The following is a 19,553-nucleotide window of genomic DNA, read 5'->3' on the forward strand; positions in this document are numbered from 1 at the left end:
GGCCCGCTCATCAGCGCAGCGGGCTCTCTTGTCGATGAAACACTATACCCAAGGCGCCGCCGCAACCAAGCGGATTCGGACGCGCGCGCGATCAGAGTCGGGCGGCGTAGAGAGCCAGCAGGTTCGCCCAAGCCCGGTCGGCCTCGTCCTGCGCGTAGGCGGGGCTGTCGAGCACCGTCCAGCCGTGATCGCCGTCATACACCTCGACGCTCACCTGCGCCTGCGCCGCGCTCGCAGCGGCCTGCAATTGCGGCACCATTTCGGCGCGCTGTGCCGCGTCATCGCGCGCTTCACCGATCAATACACCGGTATCGGCGGGCAGACCTGCCAGCAGATTGACCGGCGCCATCGCCTCGCCGCGCGTCAGCCCGCCGCTGTGGAAGCTGCCCGCGGCTTTGATGCGGCTCGGCACTGCGGAGGCTGCGTAGATCGTCCAACTGCCCGTCATGCAATAGCCCTGATTGCCGATGCCGCGTGCACTATCGACTTCGTCCTGCGCGTCGAGCCATGCGACAACGCTGGCCGCTGTGCGCATGACATTTTCAGGCGTGTTCGCTTCCCGCCACGGGCCGACCCGGTTCCAGCCATCATTGCTCCGCCAGTCGTCGAAATCGGCGAACTGCTGACCCGCCACCGAGCGGTAATAGGGATTGGCCACCAGCACGGCATAGCCCGCTTCGGCCAGCCGCTGTCCCATGGCGATTTTGGCAGGGCGCAGGCCCGCAATGTCGGGCCACAGAATGACACCGGGGTTGCGTTCCCCCGCGCGGTGCAGAAACACGCCGTCCATCGTGCCGCCATCGGCAGCGAAAGAGACATCGCGCCGGGTTACGCCGCCAGAAACTTCCATGGCGCCGCCCACGGGTGCGCAGGCAGCGAGGGCTCCGGCGGTTCCGAAGGCCCCGAACTGGCGACGGGTTATCGCCACCTTGGCGTTAAAATGCTGTTCGTCGCACATATCCGGTTCTCCTGAAGTCTACCCGCCAACGCAGGGGCAGGTGGGATGTTCCACCGGTCGCTATGGTTGGCAAGAGACTTCGGAGCGCGCGCCGGATCAGTTACCGATTCGCCCGCGGCGCAAATCACGCTGCCGCTTGCGCCGACGCAGCAGCGCGGCGATTCCCCAGCCTACCAGCAGCAGGACAAAGGCGATCAAGATATAAGCGATCAGGACACGAATCTGCACATTGCTCCCCTTTGCAAATGGCGGCGCGACCCACGATGTTGCGATGCAGCATGATTAGCGGAGATTGTGCGGCAAGGGAAACGAAATTTTACAATTTGCGGTGCGATGAGGCAGAATTTCTACGGGTTGGCCCTTAGCCCGCCAGACCATTTGTAAAGCCTGCGCGCTTACCGCCCGGCAAGCGCCGTTTCACTCTCTGCCATCAATTGTGCGATGATATCGGCGGCAGGCTCTTCGGCCTTGACCATGCCGACACTTTGCCCCGCCATTAGCGAGCCGTTCTCCACATCACCATCGATCACCGCGCGGCGCAGCGCTCCTGCCCAGTAATGCTCGATCTGCAATTGCGCCTCGCCCATTCCGATCGCGCCTGCATCAAGAATGGCGGCGACTTCGCGCTGTTTGGCGGTGAATTCTTCGGTGCCCTTGTTCTTCAGCGCGCGCACGGGGATGACGGGCAGGCGCGGATCAACCTGCACACTCGCCACCGCATCGCGGGCGTTGGCGCGAAAGAACGCCTTTTTGAAATCGGGATGCGCGATGCTTTCGCTCGCGCAAGCGAAGCGGGTGCCCAACTGCACGCCGCTCGCGCCCATTTCCAGATAGCCCGCAATCGCTTCCCCGCGTCCGATGCCTCCTGCGACGAAGACAACGAAATCCGCCGCCAGTTCGGGCAGGAATTCCTGCGCCAGCACGCTGGTGGACACAGGGCCAATATGGCCGCCCGCTTCCATCCCTTCGATCACCAGCGCATCCGCGCCTGAGCGCAGCAGCTTTTTGGCGAGCGCCAGTGTGGGCGCGAAAACGAGCACTTTGCCACCAAATGCCTTGATCGCCTCGACACTGCCTTTGGGGGGAATGCCGCCAGCCAGCACGACATGGCTTACCTGATGCCGCGCACATACCTCGATCAGTTCGAACAAGGCCGGGTGCATGGTGATGAGGTTCACGCCAAAGGGCTTGGCGGTCAGCGCCTTTGTCGCAGCAATTTCCGCATCGAGCAGTTCGGGTGTCATCGCCCCGCAGGCGATTACACCGAAACCGCCGCCATTGCTGATCGCGGAGACCAGATTGCGTTCGGAAACCCAGCTCATCGCGCCGCAGAGTATGGCGTGCTCGGTGCCGAGAAATTCGCATCCGCGCGCCATCAGCGCGTGGGTTTTGGGATAGGCTGTCATGTCGCTGCGCTTAGGCTCCGCTGGGATGATGGGCAAGATCACTCGGGGTAAGTGATGCGGATTGCAGCTGCTTCCGCTCGAGCCTTGCTGCGGGCCGCATCGGTATCCGCGCCGCGCGCCAGCGCCACACCCATGCGGCGATAGGGGCGCGTGGTCGGTTTGCCAAAAATGCGCAGGTCGCTGTCCGGCTCGGCCAAAGCGCGCGCCAGCCCTTCATACTGCGGATGCTCGCCATCACGTTCAGCGAGGATCACGGCGGAGGCAGCGGGGCGCGCGGTGATGCTCGCGGGGATCGGCAGGCCCATAATCGCGCGGGCGTGGAGATCAAATTCGCTCAAATCCTGGCTCGCCAAAGTCACCATGCCGGTATCGTGTGGGCGCGGGCTGAGCTCGGAGAAAATCACCGCGTCGCCCTTCACAAAGAATTCGACGCCGAACAAGCCGTAACCCAATCCGGTCGAGCAAAGCTCTTCCACCACTTTGCGCGCCATATCCTGCGCGGCAGTGATGGCGGCGTCGGACATAGGCGTCGGCTGCCAGCTTTCCTGATAATCGCCGCGTTCCTGCCGGTGGCCGATGGGCGGGCAGAAGCTGATGCCGCCCGCGTGGCGGATGGTGAGCAGCGTGATCTCGTAATCGAAATCGACAAATTGCTCGACGATCACCCGCTGCCGGTCGCCGCGCATATTGGCGGCGGCGTAATCCCACGCCTCTTGCAAGCCTGCCGCATCCTGCACTGTGCTCTGCCCCTTGCCGGAGGAGGACATCACCGGCTTGATAACGCAGGGAAAACCCGTGTGCTCAGCGCCTTCCACCACCTCGCCGTAATTCGACGCATAGCGATAGAGCGACGTCGCCAGCCCCAGCTCGCGCGCGGCGAGATCGCGGATCGCATCGCGGTTCATCGTCATCTGCGTGGCGCGGGCGGAGGGCACAACGGTGAAGCCTTCCGCTTCGACATCGGCCAGCACTTCGGTCCGGATCGCCTCGATTTCGGGAACGATAAAGTCGGGCCGGTGCGCTGCGATCACTTCGCGCAATCGCTCGCCATCGAGCATGGAGAAGACTTCGCGGCTATCTGCCACCTGCATCGCGGGCGCATTGTCGTAAGCATCGCAGGCGATGACATAAGCCCCCAGCCGCTTGGCCGAGATGACAAATTCGCGGCCCAGTTCACCCGAGCCCAGCAGGAGGATTTTGGCGGTGTAGGTCATGCCGCCACCTTAGGCGGCAACCTCTTCAGCATCCAGCCCGTATGCCGTGTGCAGCACGCGCACCGCCAGCTCGGTCTCGTCCTCGTCGATCAGCACGCTGACCTTGATTTCCGAGGTGGAGATCGCCTGCACGTTGATCCCGCGATCCGCCAGCGCCTTGAACATGGTGGCGGCAACGCCCGCATGGCTCTTCATGCCCATGCCGACCACGCTGATCTTGGCGACCTTGGCATCGGTGATGATGCGGTTGAAGCCGATCTTCTCGCGCTTGTCTTCCAGCAGTGCCTGCGCCCGTGCCAGTTCGGCCTGCGGGACGGTGAAGGTCACGTCGGTCTCGCCTTTGTCGCGGCCCACGTTCTGGATGATCATGTCAACATTGATCCCCGCCTCGCCCAGCGGGGTGAAGATGTTGGCGACGGCACCCGGCTTGTCGGGCACACGGGTCAGCACCACGCGGGCCTCGTTCTTGTCATGCGCGATGCCGGTGACGGTTTGGCGTTCCACTTGGGCTTCCTCCAGAAGTTTGGCCATCTCGCTTTCGGAGACGATCATGGTGCCGGGCAGACTGTCGGCGGGCGGCGAATCCTCGTCCACGAAAGAAGACAGCACCTGCACCGGCACATTGTGTTTCATCGCCATGCTGACCGAGCGGGTCTGCAAGACCTTCGCGCCCACGCTGGCGAGCTCGAGCATTTCTTCAAATGCGATATGTTTGATCTTGCGCGCGCGGGCGACGATGCGCGGATCGGTGGTGTAGACCCCGTCCACATCGGTGTAGATATCGCACCGGTCTGCGCCAATCGCCGCCGCGACGGCCACCGCCGAGGTATCCGATCCGCCGCGCCCCATGGTGGTGATACGCCCTTGGTCGGACACGCCCTGAAACCCGGGGATCACAGCAATCTCGCCTGCCGCCATACTGGCCAGCAGCCGCTCGGCGTCGATTTCCTCCACCCGCGCATTGGCGTGGTTGGAAAAGGTTTTCACCGGCAATTGCCAGCCGAGCCAGCTGCGCGCCTTGCATCCCATGCTTTGCAGCGTGAGCGCGAGCAGCCCGCTGGTGACCTGCTCCCCGCTGGCCACGACCACGTCATATTCGGCGGGATCATAGAGCGGATTGGCCTCGCGGCAAAAGGTGACGAGCCGGTCGGTCTCGCCCGCCATCGCGGAGACGACCACGGCCACCTGGTTGCCGCCCGCCGCCTGCGCACGCACGATATTGGCAACGCGGCGAATCCGCTCGGTTCCTGCAACCGAGGTTCCGCCAAATTTCATCACAATGCGCGCCACGAAGACTCTCGCCGGTATGGTTGAAACGAATGCGCGCTGTTAAGAGCATGGCATGAGCGATGCAACTGTCACAAGTGAAACCAGTTCGGCGACCATCAGGCCGGAGGAAGCCGCGCATTTCGGGAAGCTGGCGCGCGAATGGTGGGATCCCAAGGGCTCCTCCGCCATGCTGCACAAGCTCAATCCGGTGCGGCTTGGCTTTCTGCGCGCGGCGATTGACCTGCATTGGGGCGGCGATGTGCAAAGCGTGAAGCCGCTGGCGGGCAAGACCGCGCTGGATGTCGGCTGCGGCGCAGGCCTGCTGTGCGAGCCCTTGGCGCGGATGGGGGCAGAGGTGACCGGCGTCGATGCCGCGTCGGAGAATATTGCAGCGGCCAAGGCGCACGCCGCCGGTATGGGACTGCTTGCTCCCCTCCCCTCAGGGGAGGGGCTGGGGGTGGGGGGTCCGCCCTCAGTTGACGTCGCACCCCCATCCCCAACCCCTTCCCCCAAGGGAAGGGGCTTCGTCGCTTATCACGCTGGCGAACTGGGTGCGCTTGGCCTTGGCCCGTTTGATCTGGTGACGAGCATGGAAGTGATCGAGCACGTGGCGGACAAGGCGGCGTTCCTCGCCGGATTGGCCGCGCATCTCGCGCCCGATGGCCTGCTGGTAATGTCGACCCCCAACCGCACTTTGGCCAGCCGCGCGCTGCTGGTTGAAGGCGCGGAGGCGCTGGGCGCGGTACCCAAGGGTACGCACCACTGGGAGGATTTCGTCACGCCTGATGAACTGACCGCGATGCTTGAAGCCACCGGGCTGGCGGTGACGCGGATGCAGGGCATTGCCTTCTCGCCGATGAAGGGGCTGCATCTGAGCGAAGATATGGCGCTGAATTATATATTGAGCGCGCGGAGGGCCTAGTTCGTCGTCATCGCGAGCCGCAGGCGAAGCAATCCAGTTGCACTGGCTGGACTGGATTGCCGCGTCGCCTCCGGCTCCTCGCAATAACGAGTTTTCAAAGAACAACATCACCCCGGACTTGATCCGGGGTCCAGCTTCCTTCTGATCAAGTGAGAAGCCTGATCCCGGCTCGGGGGCCGGGATGGCGTAGTCTTGGGCCGCGCGTTCACCCCCACCGTTTTACAGGTTATCGGGCGGTGGAAGCGGTGCGCATTGATGGCGCCTCCCCTGCAAAAACGCCGCAGTGAGACTAGGATCGTCGGAGAAGACGCCGTCCACTCCGACGAGTTGCAAGATAGCAAGGAGGTTCTGCTCGCAACCTCGTTCAGCAGGGTTGTCACCTTGCCTCATTGATTCCGGCAAGAAAGCGTTCTCTTTCCGCAGCGTCCACGCATGAAGCAGCAGCCCCACACTATGCGCCGCATCGGTCAGGCCGGTGCTGCCGCCCTCTGCGCTCAACACCAGCGGTATACCTACGCCGATCCCGTCGGCGTAGGTAGCCACCTCGGCCAAGCCCTGAGGCGTTGCCATATCGGCATAGGTCATCCCCGGCATATCCGCCGGTCCACCTTCGTAAGACATCAGCTGCACGAGCCTTATATCGGTCATCCTATCCAGCCGCCGAAGTGGCTCCACCTCAAAACACTGGATAAAAACCGGCGCATCCTCGCCCTCATAACCAGCGGCATGAAGCTGCTCGACCAGCATCGCCGCAAGATCGTGGCCCTGCGTCAGGAAATAGGCCGGATGCTTGATCTCGGGGTACAAGCCTATCACCCGCCCCGTCTCCGCCTCGCGCGCCCGTACAAGCTGGATGATCTCGGCCAGCGTCGGCACCTGATAGAGGCCATTATGGGCGGTGTTCTGCGGGCGGATCTCGGGCAGCCGCTCCCGCGCGCGCAGAGTGCGCAGTTCGGCGAGCGTGAAGTCCTCTGTAAACCAGCCGGTATATTCCTCGCCGTCGATCACCTTGGTGGTGCGGCGACCCGCAAATTCCGGGCGATCGGCGACATCGGTCGTGCCCGAAATCTCGTTCTCGTGACGGGCGACCAGCACGCCATCTGCGGTCGCCACCAGATCCGGCTCGATATAATCCGCGCCCTGCGTGATGGCGAGATCATAGGCCGCCAGCGTGTGTTCGGGCCGGTCGCCGCTGGCCCCGCGATGGGCGATGATGAGCATTTGCGGCTCCTCTCTCTCCTGCGCCATCGCCGGTGACAATGCTGCACTCCATGCTGCGCAGCAAAGCGTTGCAATCGCGATGATTTTCCTCAGCACAGCGCCGCCTCCCATTCCGCCGGATCGAACCCGACCAGCACCCCGCCCGCGTGTTCGGCCACCGGGCGCTTGATCATGCTCGGATGCGCGGTAAGCAGCGCCACCGCCTTCGCCGCATCGATATCCGCCTTTTCCGCCTCGGATAAAGCGCGAAACGTCGTCCCGCGCCGGTTGAGCACCGTGTCCACGCCTTTGGCGGCAATCCACGCTTCGAGCTTCGCTGGATCGGCGCCTTCTTTCTTGTAATCGTGAAAAGTGTAGGCGAGCCCACGCGCGTCGAGCCATGCTCGCGCCTTTTTCACCGTATCACAGTTGGGAATGCCGTAGAACTCGATCATGCCTAATCCTTTGCGGCAAAAGTGTGAATCCTTGGGGAATCGCAGGCGAACAGCGTGTAGCTGGCGTAATATTGTGTGCGGGAGAAGGCCTGCATCTGGCGGTGCTCCTCCTGCCGCCCCCAGCCGCGCGCGCTCGCCTCGTCATCCCATTCGGAGACCGCGATCACCTCGCCATCATCGGCAGTGTAGGTTTTGAAACTGCGATAGCCCGGCTGGCACGCAGCCATCGCTTCCATATGCGCAGCGTCGCGCAGATAGGCCTCGCGGTCGATATCGGCGCGTTTGCGGTTGCGGAAGACGACGAGGTACATGGTTCCTCCTAACTAACCCAAATGGGCATCGGCAATCGCCACCGCCAGCGCATCCGCCGCATCGGAACCTGCCACCGCGACCCCCGGCAGCAGCACTTTGAGCATCGCTTGTACCTGCGCCTTCTCCGCCGCGCCGGTGCCGACCACCGCCTTCTTGACCAGCCGAGCCGCGTGTTCGTGCACTGTCAGTCCCGCCTCGCCGCACGCCGCCAACACCGCTCCGCGCGCTTGTGCCAGCTTGAGCGTCGATTGCGGGTTCTTGTTGAGGAACACTTCCTCGCACGCGGCGCGATCAGGCCCATGCTCCGCAATCACGGCCGCGATCTCCCGCGACAATTGCGCCAGCCGCGCCGCCATGGGCGCATTCGGATCGGTTTTCACCTGCCCGTTGGCAATATGCGACAACCGCGAACCCTCGCTGCGGACAAGGCCCCAGCCGGTGCAGCTGAGCGAGGGATCAAGGCCGAGGATCAACATCCTTGAAGCCCCTCCTCTGGAAGCGCAGCTCGGCGCAGCCAACGGGAAGGGAGTTCATCACCCCAGCTTCTCCATCACCTCGTCCGAAATGTCGTAATTGCCCCACACGGTCTGCACGTCGTCATCATCGTCAAGCGCATCGACCAGTTTGAGCAGCGTGCCCGCATCCTTCTCGTCCATCGCGACGGTCAGCGTCGGCTTCCACGCCAGTTTCACGCTGTCTGCCGCGCCGAGCGCTTTTTCGAGATCGCCCGCGACCTGATGCAGCGCATCACCCTCGGTCCAGATCGTGTGGCCGTCCTCGCTGCTCTCGATATCGTCTGCGCCCGCTTCCATGGCGGCCATCAGCACGGTTTCCTCGTCGCCTGCGCTGGCGGGATATTCGATCAGCCCCTTGCGGTCGAACCCGTGGCTCACCGCGCCCGATGCGGCGAGATTCCCGCCGTTTTTGGAAAAGGCGGTGCGGATATTGGTGGCGGTGCGGTTGCGGTTGTCGGTCAGCGCCTCGACAATGATCGCACTGCCGCCCGGGCCATAGCCTTCGTAGCGCACTTCCTCGAAATTCTCGCCGTCATTGCTCGACGCCTTGTCGATCGCGCGCTGGATATTGTCCTTCGGCATGGACTGCGCCTTGGCGGCATTGACCGCGAGGCGAAGGCGCGGGTTCATGTCCGGATCGGGCATCCCCATTTTCGCCGCCACGGTGATTTCGCGGCTGAGCTTGGAAAACAGGTTCGAACGCTTTTTGTCCTGCGCACCCTTGCGGTGCATGATATTTTTGAATTTGGAATGGCCTGCCATGGGATCTCTAACGTGGTTTGGCTAAAAAGAAGGGCGAGGCCTAGCCCAGCCCCGCCCTCGCATCAATATTCGGTTTGGGGTAGAAGGGATTTACACCTTCACAGCGGTTCCGCTGGCGCTCACCATCAGCATCGAACCGTTGGCGCCGATAACTTCGTAATCGAGATCAACACCAACCACCGCATTGCCGCCGCGGCTCGCGCATTCGGCCTGCAATTCCTCGATCGCCTGGTTGCGCGCATCGGCAAGGATGCGCTCGTAACTGCCCGAACGCCCGCCCACGATATCGCGGATATTGGCGAACAGATCGCGGAACACGTTGGCTCCCACAATCACTTCGCCGGTGACGATGCCGAGATATTCCTGGATAGGCCGCCCTTCCAGCGTGTGCGTGGTGGTGACGGGAATGCCGCGCGCGTCTTTCCATTCACGTGTCATGCTTTGAGTCCTCCTGAAGTACGGGTCGCTGCTGTATTATGTGCCTATTACAGAGGCGATCTTCAAGCGAAACCCGACCGGCGGCCTCACCCCATGCCGAGCGCGGCCTTATACGTGTCGAGGATCATTTCCTGCTCGCTGCGATCATTCGCGTCCATCTTCCGCAGGCGGACGATCTGGCGCATGATCTTCGGGTCGTAGCCCACGGCTTTGGCCTCGGCGTAAACGTCGCGGATGTCGTCGGCGATGCCCTTTTTCTCTTCTTCGAGGCGCTCGATGCGTTCGATCAGCAGGCGCAGGCGGTCGTCGGTCGTTTCGGCCATGAGGGGCAACTCCAAAGAAAATGAGAATCGGTTTGGGGGTCGTTAGCGGCGAAGTGCGGCGGCGCAAACCGCGCGCACGAGTTTTCCCTAACGCAAATCAGGCGCGTTCTTCGCCAGGCTTTCCTCCATCCGCGCCAATTGGTCCTCGGTCGCTTCGCTCTGGCGGGTGGCTTTCCATTCGGCCATCGGCATTCCGTGGATCAGCTCACGCGCGGCGGGCTTGTCGCCGTCAAAGCCCGCATCAATAATCCAGTCGGCAAGACAATTGCGGCAGAACCCCGCCAGCCCCATCAGCTCGATATTCTGCGCATCGTGGCGGTGCTGCAAATGCCGCACCAGACGGCGGAAGGCGGCGGCGGCCACCGCGTCGGGCAGCGTGTCCAGCGGATCGGAAGGGTCGTGCATACCAATGCCTCGCATCATGGTGACTTGTCTTGTCATATAGTGGTGCCATAGGCTGCACCCCATGGCTACCGACAACGCTCCCAAGCTCCAACCGAGAGGCCGCAAGGTCAAAATCCTTGCCACCACCGGCCCCGCCACCGCCGATGCCGAGGTGCTGCGCCGCCTGTTCCTGGCGGGCGCGGACGCTTTCCGCGTCAATATGAGCCATGGCGAGCACGCGATGCACGCCGCCACCATCGCCAATATCCGCGCGCTGGAAGCCGAATTCGGCAAGCCGATCGCCATTCTGGCGGACTTGCAAGGCCCCAAACTGCGCGTCGGCAAATTCGCCGAGGGTCGCGCCACGGTGGCGCACGGGGCGACTTTCACGTTTGACCGCAATCCGGAGCCCGGCGACGCCAGCCGGGTCGAATTGCCGCACCCCGAAATTCTCGACGTGGTGGAAGTCGGCCAGCGGCTGCTGGTGAATGACGGCAAGATGCGCTTCCGAATCACCGCGGTGCAAGACGGCACGCTGGTTTGCCGTGCCGAGGTTGGCGGCGTGATTTCGGATCGCAAGGGCGTGAACGTGCCCGATGCGGAAATCCCCATTCCCGCGCTCACCGAGAAAGACCGCAAGGATCTGGCTTTCGCGCTCGATCAGGGAGTCGACTGGATCGGCCTCAGCTTCGTGCAGCGTCCCGATGACCTTGCCGAAGCGCGGCGGTTGATGACCGGCACCGATGGCAAGCAGCGGGCCGCGCTGTGCGCCAAGATCGAAAAGCCCTCCGCCATTCGCCGCCTCGACGAAATTATCGAACAGGCGGACGGCATCATGGTCGCGCGCGGCGATTTGGGCGTGGAACTCAATCCCGAAGAAGTCCCGCCCTTGCAAAAGCGCATTGTCAACGCCACGCGCCTTACCGGCAAGCCGGTGATTGTGGCAACGCAGATGCTCGAAAGCATGATCGAAAGCCCCGCCCCGACCCGCGCCGAAGTCTCCGACGTGGCCAATGCGGTGTATGACGGCGCGGATGCGGTCATGCTCTCGGCTGAAACCGCTGCGGGTGACTGGCCCGAAGAAGCGGTGATCATGATGGCGAGCATTGCCCGCCAGGTGGAATCGGACGAGCTTTACAAGGAACGCGTCCGCCTGCTCGACACGCCGCCCGATCCCACCACCGCCGACGCCATGGCGCACGCCTGTATGACGATTGCCGACACGGTGAAGATCGGCGCGATTGGCGTGTTTACCTCCTCGGGCAGCAGCGCGCGGCGCGTGGCGCGTGAACGGCCCGCGGTGCCGGTGATGGTGCTCACCCCCAATATCGATGTGGCCCGCCGCATCGCGCTGCTCTGGGGAGCGCATCCGGTGGCAACCAAGGATATCGGCAGCTTTGAAGAGATGGTTGCCAAGGGCAAGCGCATGGCGCTGCGCCACGGCTTCGCCAGCGCCGGTTCGCGGCTGGCGGTGATGGCGGGCGTGCCCTTCGGCCAGTCAGGCGCGACCAATCTGGTGCACGTGGTGACGGTGAAGGGCGACGAGTTGGAGGGCTATTCGGGCGAGGGCTGAGCTAGGGCCAGTTTTGTAACGCCCCTGGCACATCCTCTGACCAGCACGGCTCCAACGCCAGTATGCTGTCCTCCACATAGTCCGCCAGCGGCGTCCCGACATTCGACGTGAAGCGGAGGCTGGAAGAGATATTCCCCGCATAGTGCGAACGGGCCTCGAAGCTGTATTGCACCCCGTCGAGTGTAATCACCACCGAGCCGTCCGCTGTCACCGGAATGCCGGGCACCGCGACTTCGGGCGGTGACACTTGCGTGGCGGCGACCACGACGGTGTCGCGCGAGCCTTCGCAGCTTTGCGAATCCGTCCAGTTGACCGTGATTTCGCCCTGCCCGCTTTCGACGCGGCGGAACCAGTAATGCCGCTGGTTGGAGCCCGGAAGAACCCCGATCTCGATCTGCGTCGTGGCAAGCCCGGTGGCGGATCGGGTCATGGTGAGAAACGGCATGGGCTCGGTGGCAGGAGCCACCAGGGCGAGCAAAGCGGCGGGGAGGATCATAAGACTCATGCTGGTTCAGCTACGCCCGATGGCATGAACCGCGCAGAAACAGGCGCTCAGGGCACCAGCACCGTATCGCGTACTTCTTCGGCCAGTTCCGGATAATCGGTGATGTAATGCAGCCCCCGGCTCTCGTGCCGCGTCAGCGCGCTTTTGACGATGAGCCCGGCGCATTGGTGCAGGTTGCGCAGTTCGATCAGATCGGTCGTGACGCGGAAATTGCCGTAGTAATCCTCGATCTCGCTGCGCAGCAATTCGATGCGGTTCTGCGCCCGTTCGAGCCGTTTGGTCGTGCGGACGATCCCGACATAGTTCCACATCATCCGGCGGATTTCGGTCCAGTTCTGCTTGATGACGACTTCCTCGTCGGAATCGGTCACGCGGCTTTCGTCCCATTCGCGGATTGCCGGAGGCGCTTCGAAACCGTCCCAATGCGCGAGAATATTCTGCGCGGCCGCCTCGCCAAAGACGAAGCATTCGAGCAGACTGTTGGACGCCAGACGGTTCGCCCCGTGCAACCCGCTTTCGGTGCATTCGCCCGCCGCATAGAGCCCGGGCAGATCGGTGCGGCCATCCAGATCGATCACCACACCGCCGCACGTGTAATGCTGCGCCGGGACAACGGGGATCGGCCCCGTGGTCATATCGATGCCGAGGCCCAGCAGTTTGTCGTAAATCGTCGGGAAATGGCCTTTCACGAAATCGGCTGGCTGGTGGCTGATATCGAGATGGACATAGTCGAGACCGTAGCGTTTGATCTGGTCGTCGATCGCGCGGGCGACCACATCGCGCGGGGCCAGCTCCATGCGTTCGGGATCGTAATCCGCCATGAAACGGTGGCCGGTTTCCGGGTGGAGCAAGTGCCCGCCCTCGCCGCGCACGGCCTCTGTAATGAGGAAGTTTTTGACGTCGAGATTGTAGAGGCAGGTCGGGTGGAACTGCATCATTTCCATGTTGGAAACCCGCGCGCCCGCCCGCCACGCCATCGCAATCCCGTCACCCGTCGCGCCACGCGGCGCGGTGGAGAACTGGTAGACACGCCCCGCCCCGCCCGCCGCCAGGATCGTCGCCTTGGCGGTGTAGGCCTCCACCTTGCCGCTTTCGACATCGAGCGCATAGGCACCCCAGACGCGGCCTGAACCGGAGAACTTCGCCTCATGCCGTCCGGTAATCAGGTCAACGCAGGTGCGGTGTGGCAGCAGGGTGATATTGGGATTTTCCTCGGCAGCTTTCAGCAATGCCGCCTGCACCGCCCAGCCGGTTGCGTCATCGACATGGACGATCCGCCGGTGCGAATGCCCGCCCTCGCGGGTGAGGTGCAGATCGCCCGCATCGCGGTTGAAGGGCACGCCCAGCTCGCACAGAAGGTCAATCGCGGCAGGCGCGCGCTCGATGACGAATTCCACCGTTGCGCGATCATTCAGCCCCGCGCCTGCCACCATCGTGTCGCGGATGTGATCTTCAAACGTGTCGCCCGCATCAAGAACCGCGGCAATCCCGCCCTGCGCCCAAGCAGTGGAGCCGCTCTTCAAATCTCCCTTGGCGAGCACCAGCACCTTGCACGTCTGCGCGAGCGTAAGCGCCGCAGTGAGACCGGCGGCGCCGGAGCCGATGATGAGGACGTCTGTTTGCATCAGGCCCCGCTCCCCGTCAGCTGCACGAACACATCCTCCAGATCAGCCTCGCGCGTCGTCACGTCCTCGATCGTGTAGCCGTGGTTTTGCACAACCGCGAGAATCTGCCCGGCAGACGAGGCATCGCGGTCGTAAGTGATTTCGAGCGTGCGTTCGTCCATCACTTCGGATTTGAGGAAGCCTTCCTCCATCACCGGCCCGGCCAAGTCCTTGTCCACGGTGACACGCACGATTTTTTCGCGCGCCATATCAACCAGTTCGCGGGTGGTGGTGTTGGCGATCAGTTCGCCGTTATTGATGATAGCGATCCGCTCGCACAATTGCTCGGCTTCTTCGAGATAGTGGGTGGTGAGCACCACGGTCACGCCTTCGGCATTGAGTTCGCCCACCAGTTCCCACAATTGCCGCCGCAGTTCGACATCGACACCCGCAGTCGGTTCATCGAGCACAAGGATCGGCGGCGAATGCACCATCGCCTTGGCGATCAGCAGCCGCCGCTTCATCCCGCCCGACAGGGTGCGGGCATAGGCGTTGCGCTTGTCTTCCAGCCGCACCGCGCGCAGCAGCTCTTCGGAACGACGCAGCGCCTTGGCCACGCCATACATCCCGCTCTGGTTTTCCAGCACTTCAAAGGGCGTGAAAAACGGATCGAAGACGATTTCCTGCGGCACGATGCCGATGGAGAGCTTCGCATTGCGGTGATCGGTGTCGATATCGTGGCCCCAGATCTTCACCTGCCCGCCGCTCTTGTTCACCAGCCCGGCCATGGTGTTGATGAGCGTGGACTTGCCCGCACCATTGGGGCCGAGCAGGCCAAACACCATGCCTTCGGGCACATCGAAGCTCACACCCTTCAGCGCCAGCTTGGGCGGAGCGTTCTTGGTGCCTGCATATTCCTTGCGCAGATCGCGGATTTCAATCGCTGCTTCACTCATGCGTGCGCTCTTAGGGGCTTTTCGCCGCCCGCGTAAAGCGATAGAGGCGATGCCCATGGATACCGCACCTGAAAGCACAATCGTCGATACGTCCCGCGTCTGGTGTGACGGGGCGGGAGACATTCGCGGCGGCGAGAATTACCTGCCCGCCAGCCTCGGCCACCCGCGCGTGTGGATGCAGATCGATGCCAGCGGCTATGCCGACTGCGGCTATTGCGACCGGCGCTTTATCCTTAAGGGCGGCCCGGCGGATGACGGCAATGTGCCCGATGCCTCGGTTGCCGGAGCGGCCTCCTAAGTCGGATGCGCCCTTCCGCTTGCTGTCAGCTTAGGTTCAGTGATATCGTGTACCATCGTAGGCTACGTGGGCGGAACAGGAGAATCGATATGCAATATTGGATCGCTACAGCAGCCGCAGCGGCCGCTTTCGCTTTTGCCGCGCCAGCCATGGCTCAGGATCGCAGCGAGCGGGCCGACGCAGACTTTGCCGAACTGATCGAGAACCGCGAAGTCGCTGGCGAAGCGCAAAGCTGCATCCGGACGTTCAACGACAACCGGCTGCGCGTGGTCGAGAATGTCGGCCTCGCCTATCGCCGCGGCGATACGTTGTGGGTCGCCCGCGCGCGCGATCCGCGGCAGCTTGGCCCGTGGGACGTGCCGGTGATCGAACGCTTCGGCAGCCAGCTGTGCCGCCACGATATTATCCGCACGATTGACCGCGGCAGCGGGATGTTCTCCGGCGTGCTCTGGCTTGAAGACTGGGTGCCCTATCGCGAGATCGAAAACGCCGACAGCTGAGCCGCCGTGCAGTCAGCCCTTGGGTTTGACCAGCTTCTCGGGCCTGCGCCGCTGCGCCTCTGCGAACAGGCCGTAGCTCTTGTTCACGTAATTGGTCACATCGGTGATCGAGGTCACGTAGCTGTCGAGCTCGGCGGTCATTTCCTGTTCGACCAGCCGCACGCGGGCCGAGGGGTTTTCGGTTTCGAACGCCACGTAAAACCACGGCTCGCCGCGCTTGAGCACCAGCGGCTGTGACAAATCATACCATTCGAACGCCCAGGCCAGCGGGCGCGGCCAGATATGGATCGGGAAGCGGCCGCCCATTTGCAAACCCGGCCTCGGAACGGGAGAATAATGCAGATAAGGCGGCGTCTGCACGACATAGGCCGGGCTGTCCGCCACGAAAATATAGGGCGCGGTAAACTGCACGATAGGGCGATTGGGGTCACGCCATTCATTGGGCGGCTGCACAATGAACAGGTTCGCGCGGCCTTGCGGACGCATCCCCGATTGCTCGCCAGCGGCATCGACCAGCTGGATTTGCCCTTGCGCGTTGCGTTCAAACTTCAGCGTCAGATCGACCGGGCACGGCACGACGAAATGCCGCCGGTCAAAATCGATCGCGGCAGGGCAGGCCTGAATGCTCTTGGCGCTCGCAGCCTTGGGGTCGGAGCGGCTAAAGGCTTGCGGCGGTGCCCATATGGCATCGCCATTGCCCGGCCAGCGCACCGTCCAGCCGACAGTAACCGTACGCGATTTGCCCCGCGCCTCTGCCTCATTGGCGCCCGCATCCTCGGCGAAATAATCGTCCCAGCTCATGGCATTCCTTCCGGCTGCTGCGCCGCATAGCGGCATTCTCCCCGGATCGGACATCCGGCGCAGCGGGGCGCGGTCGGCCGACAATGGGTCTGGCCCAGACTCTTCACCAGCAGATGATGCTCGTCAATGTCCTCGGCCGACCAGTCTTCGGGCAAGAGCGGCATCAGCGTGTCATAGGCGCGCGCAGTATCGGCCTTGGGCGGGATCAGGCCGGTGCGCTGCATCACGCGGCGGTGGTGCCCGTCGATAACGAGCGCGCGGCGGCGGAAGGTGCTGGTGTTCAGCACACCCGCCGCATTCTTGCGCCCGACGCCGGGCAGAGCCTCCAGCCAGTCCATAGCCATGGCATCGGGCAGATTGGAGAGATGCCGCAGATCGACGCTGCCGCGATCATCGCGAATGGCGCGGAAACAGGCACGCAGGCGCTCGGCGGCGACCGAGGGGAAGGTCTGGTTGCGCAGCAGTTCTTCCAGCTCGCCCAGATCGGCATCGGCCACCGCCTCCCAGCTGCCATAGCGCGCTTTCACCGCATCGGTGGAGGCATTGGACACCGCCGTCTTGCTCTGCGCGCCGATCACGCCCTGCACCAGCACCCACACCGGATCGCGGCGCTTGTCATCGGGCCGGATGATGCGCCCGAAGGCGGCGATCAGCGCTGCATGGATGCGGGCAAGCGCATCGCTGCGCGGATCAGGGCCGAGGGGGAGTTGCATGGCGGATCATCTGCAACGCACCAAGGCAGCCTTACGCCGCCGCAGCGATATCGGTCGCGGCAAAATCCTCACCTTTGAAGAGGAGCGGAAGGCCCCGGCTTTTGGCGAGCGCATAGGCGAACAGGTCGCCAAAATTGAGCTGGGCGGGGTGCCCGGTGCCCTTGCCGAAGCGCGTGAACGCGTCCTGCGCGATGGCCGCCTGTTCGGCATCGACGGGGACGGCTTCGAGATTGGGAAAATCGAGAATTGCGTCAAAAGCCGCGGCCAATTCTGCGCCTCTGCGATGAAGAACCATGCGCCCTTCGACAATACTGGCGACGCTGACCAGAGCGCAGTCTGCTTGTGACAATACGGAAAGGAAGCGATCCCGCTCGGCTTCCATCAAGACAATCGCCACCAATGCCGATGTGTCCACGGCAATCATATCGGCAGGCCGTGCTCATCCCATTCAAGATCGGACGGCCCGTCCTTGCGTGGAATCCGGTCAATCTCCGCCAGAATCGCCCGCATCTTCGCCATCCGCTCTTCCGGTGTCATGACCGGTGGTGGATTGACAGGTTCGAGCCGCACCTGCGGCACCCCGTCCTTGTCAATGACCACCTCCTCGCCGCGCAAGGCAGCAGCGATGAGCTTCGAAAGCTGCGCCTTGGCTTCCCCGATATTGAAGTGGATGGTCATGGCAAGAAATTAGCTTGACCAAGCTGCTTGGTCAAGCAGGTGCGCGCTTCACTCCCACTCAATCGTCCCCGGCGGCTTGCTGGTGTAGTCATACACAACGCGGTTCACGCCCTGCACTTCATTCACGATGCGGGTGGCGACGCCGGTGAGGAACCCCGCGTCGAAGGGATACACATCCGCCGTCATCCCGTCGGTCGAAGTCACCGCGCGTAGGCCGCAGACGCTGTCGTATGTACGGCCGTCGCCCATCACGCCCACGGTTTTCACCGGCAGCAGCACGGCGAAGGCCTGCCAGATCGCGTCATAGAGGCCCGCATTGCGGATTTCTTCGAGATAGATCGCGTCGGCCTTGCGCAGGATGTCGCAGCGTTCCTTGGTCACTTCTCCGGGAATGCGGATGGCGAGGCCGGGGCCGGGGAAGGGGTGACGGCCGACGAAAATGTCGGGCAGGCCCAATTCGCGGCCCAATTCGCGCACCTCGTCCTTGAACAGCTCGCGCAAGGGCTCGACGAGCTTCATATTCATGCGTTCGGGCAGGCCGCCGACATTGTGGTGGCTCTTGATCGTGACGCTCGGCCCGCCGGTGAAGCTGACGCTCTCGATAACGTCGGGATAGAGCGTGCCTTGGGCCAAGAAATCCGCGCCGCCGATCTTCCTCGCCTCTTCCTCGAACACGTTGATGAATTCGGCGCCGATGAATTTGCGCTTCTTCTCAGGGTCAGTCTGGCCTGCGAGGCCCGCCATAAAGCGCTCCTCGGCATCCACTACGACGAGCGGGATGTTGTAATGGTCGCGGAACATCCGCTCCACCTGCTCGCGTTCGTTGAGGCGCAGCAGGCCATGGTCGACGAAAACGCAGGTCAGCTGGTCTCCAATCGCCTCGTGAATAAGGATCGCGGCGACCGAGGAATCAACCCCGCCCGACAGGCCGCATATGACTTTGCCATCGCCCACTTGCGCACGGATTTCGGCGATCTTGGTCTCGCGGTACGCGGCCATTGTCCAGTCACCCGCCAGCCCGCACACATTGTGCACGAAATTGGCGAGCAGCTTGCCGCCATCGGGCGTGTGGACGACTTCCGGGTGGAACTGAGTGCCGTAGTATTTGCGCGCTTCGTCGGCGATCACCGCGAAAGGTGCGCCGTCAGAGGTGGCGACGATTTCGAAGCCGGGGGCGAACTGCGTTACCTTGTCGCCATGGCTCATCCACACCTGGTGCCGCTCACCCGCCTGCCACAGCCCGTCAAACAGCGCGCAATCCTTGGTGACGGTGAGGAAAGCGCGGCCGAACTCGCCGCCTTCACCGGTCTCATGGCCGGGCCGGACTTCGCCGCCCAATTGGTGGCTCATCACCTGCTGACCGTAGCAAATGCCAAGGATCGGCAGGCCGCTATCGAACAGCACTTGCGGCGCGCGCGGGGAGCCTTCGTCGGGCACACTGGCGGGCGAGCCGGAGAGGATGATGCCCTTGGGCTGCATCCGGTGGAAGGCTTCTTCGGCAAGGCTGAACGGCGCGATCTCGGAATAGACGCCCGCTTCGCGCACGCGGCGCGCAATCAGCTGGGTTACCTGGCTGCCGAAATCGACGATGAGGATGGAATCGGGAAGATGGTCGTGCTGCATCGCGCGGCTCTGCCCAAAGCATTGCGGCAAGTCCAGCGGGCGGCAAAAAGGCGGCGGACGCAGCTGAGTTGAAAAATACGCAACACTTGGCGAATATTTCGCATTTGCATAATTATCATGCACTCGCCAGATAAGGCGCAACCG

General features: G+C 63.1%; 25 protein-coding genes. 4 read left to right on the plus strand and 21 right to left on the minus strand.

From position 1 onward, the window contains the following. Positions 1-91: 91 nt before the first annotated feature. From GC121_RS03605 to GC121_RS03620, 5 genes are all read right to left on the minus strand, one after another. A complete protein-coding gene (locus GC121_RS03605; protein ID WP_151972798.1) occupies positions 92-958 on the minus strand; it encodes a dienelactone hydrolase family protein in 867 nt (288 codons plus the stop codon). Between the two features lie 96 nt (positions 959-1,054). Next, entirely contained in the window at positions 1,055-1,186 is a 132-nt protein-coding gene (locus GC121_RS15765) for a hypothetical protein (RefSeq protein ID WP_255478884.1), read from the minus strand. Positions 1,187-1,353: 167 nt separating this feature from the next. After that, positions 1,354-2,364, minus strand: coding sequence for a nitronate monooxygenase family protein (locus GC121_RS03610; RefSeq protein ID WP_151972799.1), 1,011 nt, complete (start codon positions 2,362-2,364; stop codon positions 1,354-1,356). A gap of 38 nt (positions 2,365-2,402) precedes the next feature. Further along, positions 2,403-3,578, minus strand: a complete 1,176-nt coding sequence (gene purT / locus GC121_RS03615; RefSeq protein WP_151972800.1) for a formate-dependent phosphoribosylglycinamide formyltransferase — start codon at positions 3,576-3,578, stop codon at positions 2,403-2,405. Positions 3,579-3,587: 9 nt separating this feature from the next. Next, positions 3,588-4,853 (minus strand): aspartate kinase, encoded by a 1,266-nt coding sequence (locus tag GC121_RS03620; protein ID WP_199857738.1) that lies wholly within the window; start codon positions 4,851-4,853, stop codon positions 3,588-3,590. Between the two features lie 67 nt (positions 4,854-4,920). On the opposite strand from GC121_RS03620, the gene ubiG reads away from it, so the two are divergent. Further along, the gene (ubiG, locus tag GC121_RS03625) at positions 4,921-5,769 is read left to right on the plus strand and encodes a bifunctional 2-polyprenyl-6-hydroxyphenol methylase/3-demethylubiquinol 3-O-methyltransferase UbiG (RefSeq protein ID WP_151972802.1); all 849 of its coding nucleotides are present in this window, start codon (positions 4,921-4,923) and stop codon (positions 5,767-5,769) included. 219 nt (positions 5,770-5,988) lie between these two features. Here the strand turns inward: ubiG and GC121_RS03630 are convergent, their stop codons facing one another. From GC121_RS03630 to GC121_RS03665, 8 genes are all read right to left on the minus strand, one after another. Beyond that, entirely contained in the window at positions 5,989-7,017 is a 1,029-nt protein-coding gene (locus GC121_RS03630) for a glycerophosphodiester phosphodiesterase (RefSeq protein ID WP_151972803.1), read from the minus strand. Between the two features lie 62 nt (positions 7,018-7,079). Beyond that, on the minus strand, positions 7,080-7,424 hold the full coding sequence (locus tag GC121_RS03635; RefSeq protein ID WP_151972804.1) for an arsenate reductase: 345 nt from the start codon (positions 7,422-7,424) through the stop codon (positions 7,080-7,082). 2 nt (positions 7,425-7,426) lie between these two features. Beyond that, positions 7,427-7,735: an antibiotic biosynthesis monooxygenase gene (locus tag GC121_RS03640; RefSeq protein ID WP_151972805.1), complete on the minus strand. Its 309-nt coding sequence runs from the start codon at positions 7,733-7,735 to the stop codon at positions 7,427-7,429. Positions 7,736-7,747: 12 nt separating this feature from the next. Beyond that, positions 7,748-8,212: a crossover junction endodeoxyribonuclease RuvC gene (gene ruvC / locus GC121_RS03645; RefSeq protein WP_151972806.1), complete on the minus strand. Its 465-nt coding sequence runs from the start codon at positions 8,210-8,212 to the stop codon at positions 7,748-7,750. 57 nt (positions 8,213-8,269) lie between these two features. Next, the gene (locus GC121_RS03650; RefSeq protein ID WP_151972807.1) at positions 8,270-9,013 is read right to left on the minus strand and encodes a YebC/PmpR family DNA-binding transcriptional regulator; all 744 of its coding nucleotides are present in this window, start codon (positions 9,011-9,013) and stop codon (positions 8,270-8,272) included. Between the two features lie 90 nt (positions 9,014-9,103). Then, the gene (locus GC121_RS03655; RefSeq protein WP_199857739.1) at positions 9,104-9,451 is read right to left on the minus strand and encodes a YbjQ family protein; all 348 of its coding nucleotides are present in this window, start codon (positions 9,449-9,451) and stop codon (positions 9,104-9,106) included. A gap of 86 nt (positions 9,452-9,537) precedes the next feature. Beyond that, on the minus strand, positions 9,538-9,774 hold the full coding sequence (locus tag GC121_RS03660; protein WP_151972808.1) for a DUF2312 domain-containing protein: 237 nt from the start codon (positions 9,772-9,774) through the stop codon (positions 9,538-9,540). 87 nt (positions 9,775-9,861) lie between these two features. Next, complete coding sequence (locus tag GC121_RS03665) at positions 9,862-10,179, minus strand: DUF1244 domain-containing protein (protein WP_151972809.1); 318 nt, start codon at positions 10,177-10,179, stop codon at positions 9,862-9,864. 61 nt (positions 10,180-10,240) lie between these two features. Here GC121_RS03665 and pyk point away from each other — a divergent pair, with 61 nt between their 5' ends. Next, positions 10,241-11,731: a pyruvate kinase gene (gene pyk, locus GC121_RS03670; RefSeq protein ID WP_151972810.1), complete on the plus strand. Its 1,491-nt coding sequence runs from the start codon at positions 10,241-10,243 to the stop codon at positions 11,729-11,731. Between the two features lies 1 nt (position 11,732). Here pyk and GC121_RS03675 read toward each other — a convergent pair whose 3' ends face one another. The 3 genes from GC121_RS03675 to GC121_RS03685 are packed head-to-tail and all read right to left on the minus strand — an operon-like array spanning position 11,733 to position 14,796. Then, positions 11,733-12,236: a hypothetical protein gene (locus tag GC121_RS03675; RefSeq protein ID WP_151972811.1), complete on the minus strand. Its 504-nt coding sequence runs from the start codon at positions 12,234-12,236 to the stop codon at positions 11,733-11,735. Between the two features lie 47 nt (positions 12,237-12,283). After that, the gene (gene nadB / locus GC121_RS03680; RefSeq protein WP_151972812.1) at positions 12,284-13,861 is read right to left on the minus strand and encodes an L-aspartate oxidase; all 1,578 of its coding nucleotides are present in this window, start codon (positions 13,859-13,861) and stop codon (positions 12,284-12,286) included. Then, positions 13,861-14,796 carry an ABC transporter ATP-binding protein gene (locus GC121_RS03685; protein ID WP_151972813.1) on the minus strand — a complete coding sequence of 312 codons (936 nt, stop codon included), beginning with the start codon at positions 14,794-14,796 and terminating at the stop codon, positions 13,861-13,863. The genes nadB and GC121_RS03685 overlap by 1 nt, the downstream gene beginning before the upstream one ends. A gap of 55 nt (positions 14,797-14,851) precedes the next feature. Between GC121_RS03685 and GC121_RS03690 the strand changes: the two genes are divergently transcribed. Together GC121_RS03690 and GC121_RS03695 are read left to right on the plus strand one after the other, a co-directional pair. Continuing rightward, a complete protein-coding gene (locus GC121_RS03690) occupies positions 14,852-15,094 on the plus strand; it encodes a zinc-finger domain-containing protein (protein WP_151972814.1) in 243 nt (80 codons plus the stop codon). Between the two features lie 89 nt (positions 15,095-15,183). Beyond that, positions 15,184-15,594 (plus strand): hypothetical protein, encoded by a 411-nt coding sequence (locus GC121_RS03695; protein ID WP_151972815.1) that lies wholly within the window; start codon positions 15,184-15,186, stop codon positions 15,592-15,594. 12 nt (positions 15,595-15,606) lie between these two features. Here the strand turns inward: GC121_RS03695 and GC121_RS03700 are convergent, their stop codons facing one another. From GC121_RS03700 to guaA, 5 genes are read right to left on the minus strand one after another with little or no spacing between them, the layout of a single operon-like run. After that, complete coding sequence (locus GC121_RS03700) at positions 15,607-16,395, minus strand: hypothetical protein (RefSeq protein WP_151972816.1); 789 nt, start codon at positions 16,393-16,395, stop codon at positions 15,607-15,609. Continuing rightward, positions 16,392-17,108, minus strand: a complete 717-nt coding sequence (gene nth, locus GC121_RS03705; RefSeq protein ID WP_151972817.1) for an endonuclease III — start codon at positions 17,106-17,108, stop codon at positions 16,392-16,394. The genes GC121_RS03700 and nth overlap by 4 nt, the downstream gene beginning before the upstream one ends. A 31-nt stretch (positions 17,109-17,139) precedes the next feature. Continuing rightward, a complete protein-coding gene (locus GC121_RS03710; protein ID WP_199857740.1) occupies positions 17,140-17,523 on the minus strand; it encodes a type II toxin-antitoxin system VapC family toxin in 384 nt (127 codons plus the stop codon). Positions 17,524-17,528: 5 nt separating this feature from the next. Beyond that, positions 17,529-17,786, minus strand: coding sequence for a type II toxin-antitoxin system Phd/YefM family antitoxin (locus tag GC121_RS03715; RefSeq protein ID WP_151972819.1), 258 nt, complete (start codon positions 17,784-17,786; stop codon positions 17,529-17,531). Between the two features lie 48 nt (positions 17,787-17,834). Next, positions 17,835-19,409, minus strand: a complete 1,575-nt coding sequence (gene guaA / locus GC121_RS03720) for a glutamine-hydrolyzing GMP synthase (RefSeq protein ID WP_151972820.1) — start codon at positions 19,407-19,409, stop codon at positions 17,835-17,837. Between the last annotated feature and the right edge of the window lie 144 nt (positions 19,410-19,553).

It is taken from the genome of Erythrobacter sp. EC-HK427 (genome assembly GCF_902498745.1).
Classification (GTDB): domain Bacteria; phylum Pseudomonadota; class Alphaproteobacteria; order Sphingomonadales; family Sphingomonadaceae; genus Alteraurantiacibacter.